This window comes from Ruegeria marisflavi (assembly GCF_025673445.1).
GTDB lineage: Bacteria > Pseudomonadota > Alphaproteobacteria > Rhodobacterales > Rhodobacteraceae > Ruegeria_B > Ruegeria_B marisflavi.
Genome location: NZ_JAOVQN010000055.1, coordinates 1 through 4284, shown reverse-complemented (window position 1 = coordinate 4284; position 4284 = coordinate 1). Strand labels below are relative to the sequence as shown.

Sequence of the window (4284 nt, the reverse complement as noted above, 5' to 3'; positions counted from 1 at the left end):
ATTCTGTCGGCTGGTGAGGCTGCGCTCCGAGTTGAAATGGTTGAAGACCGAGGCGTGGACGGAAGCAAATTTCTGCAGACTTCGCATGCGCCGAAAGCGTTGCATTGCCCGCTCTCGTCGTCGGAATGGCAGGTGCGAGTTTTCAGCCCTGTTGTTCAGCCAGCGGCCCGTTTCCTGCCTGTGGGCATTGCCGATGTCCTTCATCGCCGCGCCGTAGGACCTCAGCCGGTCAGTCACCAGGGCATGGGGTCGACCATGGCGTTTCATTGATTTTCTTAGGAATTTCAATGCGGCCGTCTTGTCCCGCTTCTTCGTGACGTAGCTCTCAAGGACTTCGCCCTCGTGATCGACGGCCCGCCAAAGGTAGTGCCTTTCTCCATTGATCTTCACGAACATCTCATCCAGGTGCCAACGCCACTGCGGCCAGGACCGAAGCCGATCGGCGCGTTTCTTGCGGATCTCGGACGCAAACATCGGACCAAATCTTTGCCACCAGAACCGACCGTTTCGTGGCTGACATCGACACCGCGCTCGTGAAGCAGATCCTCGACATTGCGCAGTGACAGCGGAAATCTGACGTACAGCATCACCGCCAGACGAATGATCTCTGGGCTGCTATGGAAGTATTTGAACGGATCACGTTTAGGCATGCCGACAGGCTACGAGACCGCCCTGCCCGCCTCAACTGGATTCCTTCTGACACCGCCGATCCTCGTCCTTGATTATCAAACAGTCGTTTGTTAGAACGCGTTTCATAAGGCAGGTTTTGGATCAGCAATCCTGCCTTGCCCTGTCGGCGTAGAGTTCATGGACGGTCCGCACATGACGGCACTTTTGATGACGCAGGCTCTCAATAAGACGGGCGCATTTCTCGATCTTCGGACAAGGCTGCGCGATGCCCTGCGTCGTGAGCCAGTCCCCTCGCCAACAAGCGCATGCCCAACGGCACCTAATCGCCTTCGCCCCATGCAACCGAACCAAGGAGTAGACGAATGTACCTGACAGAGGAACAGATCGCTGAGTACGAAGACAAAGGCTATGTGCTTGTCAAAAATATGCTCACGGCGGACGAACTCGCTGTTCTCGAATCCGCCTTGCAGGACCTCGGCAAGCATGACGGGCCCGAAGTCTCGCGCGAAGCCGATGGGTCGCCGCATGTCGTTTACGGGATGCACGCGCTCGACGAACGCTTCTCCGCTTTGGCCCACCATCCGAAGCTTGTGGGGGCTGCGGAAGAGTTGCTCCATCAGCAGATCTACGTCCATCAGTCCCGCGTCAATATCAAGCAAAAGGGCGGCGCGATCGTAGACTGGCACCAGGACTTCGGCACATATCATCGCGTCGATGGTGTACCCGAACCCAAGGGTCTGATGATCTCGATTCTGCTGGACGAATGCACGCCTTGCAACGCTCCGCTGATGTGTGTGCCCCGAACCCAGCATGCAGGCATCGTGCAGGAGGCGAGCGTCAACAAGAACGCCGAGGACCACGGAGCTGCCGCCAAGTACCGGTATGACATTCCCCATGAGACACTTGATCGGCTGGTGAAAGAAAACGGGTTGGAGGCCATCACCGGGCCCGCAGGTTCCATCCTCTTCATGAACATGAATGTTGTGCATGGCTCGACCGTGAACATCACGCCCCTGCGCCGGACAATCCTCTACCTCAACGTTTGCACGATCGACAATCGGGGCACTGCATTTGCGCGGCCGGAGTATCTTGCCGCGCGTGACTTTTCTCCGATCATTCCCGGCGAGGCTGACGTCCTGAGCAAATTCGCAACCGCCTAGTTGGAGATCGGTCGATGCGCAGCAATCCCGTCAAAAAGGCCTTGCAACGAGGTGAGAACGCCTTTGGGACAATGATCTTCGAACTGACATCGCCGGGCCTTCCAGCGATCCTGGCCTCGGCGGGCGCTGATTTCGCGCTTTATGACATGGAGCACAGCGGCTTCGATTTGGACGAAATGAAGCGGCAGTTTTCCTACATGAGGGGCCTCGACCTGGTTCCGATCGTTCGACCGCCGGGCAAACAGTATCAGTTCGTGTCGCGCCTGCTCGACCTCGGCGCAATGGGATTGATGATGCCGATGGTCGAGTCTGCGGAGGAAGCGCGCGACATCGTGTCCTGGACGCGCTATCCGCCAAAAGGGCAACGCGGCGCCATGTTCGGCGGGGCCCACGACGATTATGCAGGGGGCGATATCGCGGAGAAGATGCGGATCGCTGAGGACCGCACGATCGTCTTGGCGATGATTGAAACCGAGCGGGGGGTCGCAAACGTCGACGAGATCATGGCAGTCGATGGTATCGACGGCGCGCATCTTGGTCAGTTCGACTTGTCCCTCTCGCTTGGTATTCCCGGGCAAACAGACAGCCCGCGCATTAACGAAGCTATTGATGCGATGCTGGCCGCCTGCCAGCGCCACGGCAAATTCGCGGCCTGCATGGCACCGACCGTCGAGATTGCGCGGGCATGGATGGATCGGGGGTTCACCATGGTGTCCTATTCCTACGACATCGGCCTTCTGGCGAATGGCTTAGCGGATGGGATCAACACCCTGAAAGGCTGATCGCGGCGAAGGATTCCGGACGACCGGATTCGGCAGCGCATGCGCGCTACGCCATCATGCTGCCATCGGCCAAATAGACCGCGCCTGTGACGAACGCGGCCTCATCGCTGGCGAGGAACAGCATGACATTTGCGATCTCTTCGGGCGTGGCATAGCGGCCGATCGGCATGTTGCTCTGCATGACGGATTTTGCGCGCTCAGCCGCCCCCGGAGCGAGCCCTTCTTCCAGACTACTCATCATTCGGGATGCCACAGGGCCGGGATTTACCGTGTTGACGCGGATATTCTGTGCCGCGACCTCCTTGGCCGCGGATTTCATCAAACCGATCACCGCGTGTTTGCTCGTGGAATAAGGGGCAACCTGAGCCGATCCGCGAATGCCTGCGACGCTTGAGGTGATGACGATGCTTCCTCCTCCGCGCGCGGCCATCGTCGGAAGGACTGCCTTCATCCCAAGAAACGGCCCTTTCACGTTGACCGCCATGACCCGGTCAAAGAGCGCCTCGTCACTATCGACGATCGGCCCCACGGCCCCCTCTGTTTCGGCATTGGCCAGAAGGATGTCCACTCCGTCAAAGCAACGAATTGCTTCGGCCACCATTGCTGCATTGTCCCGGGCAGAGGTCACATCCGCAGCAAAGGACCTGACATTCTCGCAGTCCAAGTCCTTGCAAACGGCTTGCAATGCAGCGCTTTCCAGATCGACCAGAAGTACGCGAGCACCTTCCGCTGCAAACCGCCGCGCAGCCGCTTTCCCGATGACACCTGCCCCGCCAGTTATAATCGCGACCTTGCCGGACAGACGTCCCATAGTGCCACTCCCCTGAACCCAAACCTGTGGCGGCTTGGCCCTATCTCGCCGTATACCCGCCATCGACCGGCACTGCTGCGCCCGTCACAAAACTCGCCGCGTCGCTGGCCAGGAATGCTGCAACTTCGGCCACTTCATCTGGCTGCCCGAGACGCCCCATCGGGTGCAGCGATCTGAGAAAGTCCATGCCTTCGGTGCCGCGCAGCGTCGAGATAATGGGGGTTTCGACATAGCCGGGGCACACCGCATTGACCCGCACACCTGCCTTTGCGAAGGCCAGCGCGAACTGTCTGGTCAACCCGACCACGCCATGTTTGCTTGCGACATAGGCACTGAGGGACCCGGTCAACTGCGTGTTGTCGTGATAATCCTCGGCCCACATCAGTCCGCCCAGCCCGGCAATGGAGGATGTGTTCACAATCGCTCCGCCGCCCTGCTCCGCCATGATCGGGCAGGCATGGCTCAACCCGAAATAGACGCCGTCCAGGTTGATGGCCGTCGTCGTCTCCCAATCCTTGCCGCCTACGCCTGCGTTGTTCATAAGGATATCCAGCCGCCCGTAATCGCGATGGGTCTTCCGGATCGCCTCCCGAACCGCCTGTTCGTCGGCGCTGTCCAGCATCATGCTCGATGCCAGCCCACCGGCCAAATCTGCTGTTTCCTGCGCCGTTTCCGCGTCGATGTCCGTACAGACCACGCTGGCGCCATCCCGCGCCAGTGCCAGCGCCATGGCGCGCCCGATGCCCGATCCGGCCCCGGTGACAATCGCGACACGGTTCTCAAAACGGGCCATTTGGTCGCCTCCTCCCATTGATTGCCGTCGCTCTAGGGTCTGTTGAGATTCACTTTGAGTTCAGGAGAGCGGCGCAGGCATTGATGATTGCCGTAAAGCTGAGGTCTG

Annotated in this window: 4 protein-coding genes and 1 pseudogene; 2 read left to right on the top strand and 3 right to left on the bottom strand. The window is 59.4% G+C overall.

The window, feature by feature from the left end:
- Window positions 1-650 (bottom strand): annotated as a pseudogene (locus OEZ49_RS22845) (IS6 family transposase); the annotation flags it as partial.
- Between the two features lie 342 nt (window positions 651-992).
- Here OEZ49_RS22845 and OEZ49_RS22840 point away from each other — a divergent pair.
- The gene (locus OEZ49_RS22840; protein WP_263390445.1) at window positions 993-1790 is read left to right on the top strand and encodes a phytanoyl-CoA dioxygenase family protein; all 798 of its coding nucleotides are present in this window, start codon (window positions 993-995) and stop codon (window positions 1788-1790) included.
- Between the two features lie 14 nt (window positions 1791-1804).
- Window positions 1805-2572: an HpcH/HpaI aldolase family protein gene (locus OEZ49_RS22835; protein ID WP_263390444.1), complete on the top strand. Its 768-nt coding sequence runs from the start codon at window positions 1805-1807 to the stop codon at window positions 2570-2572.
- Between the two features lie 46 nt (window positions 2573-2618).
- On the opposite strand, the gene OEZ49_RS22830 is transcribed toward OEZ49_RS22835, so the two are convergent.
- Complete coding sequence (locus OEZ49_RS22830; protein ID WP_263390443.1) at window positions 2619-3383, bottom strand: SDR family NAD(P)-dependent oxidoreductase; 765 nt, start codon at window positions 3381-3383, stop codon at window positions 2619-2621.
- A gap of 40 nt (window positions 3384-3423) precedes the next feature.
- Window positions 3424-4176, bottom strand: coding sequence for an SDR family NAD(P)-dependent oxidoreductase (locus tag OEZ49_RS22825; protein ID WP_263390442.1), 753 nt, complete (start codon window positions 4174-4176; stop codon window positions 3424-3426).
- Window positions 4177-4284 lie beyond the last annotated feature (108 nt).

Coding starts and splice junctions, on each gene's coding strand:
- OEZ49_RS22840 (WP_263390445.1), top strand. CDS start 993: ATGTACCTGACAGAGGAACAGATCGCTGAGTACGAAGACAAAGGCTAT.
- OEZ49_RS22835 (WP_263390444.1), top strand. CDS start 1,805: ATGCGCAGCAATCCCGTCAAAAAGGCCTTGCAACGAGGTGAGAACGCC.
- OEZ49_RS22830 (WP_263390443.1), bottom strand. CDS start 3,383: ATGGGACGTCTGTCCGGCAAGGTCGCGATTATAACTGGCGGGGCAGGT.
- OEZ49_RS22825 (WP_263390442.1), bottom strand. CDS start 4,176: ATGGCCCGTTTTGAGAACCGTGTCGCGATTGTCACCGGGGCCGGATCG.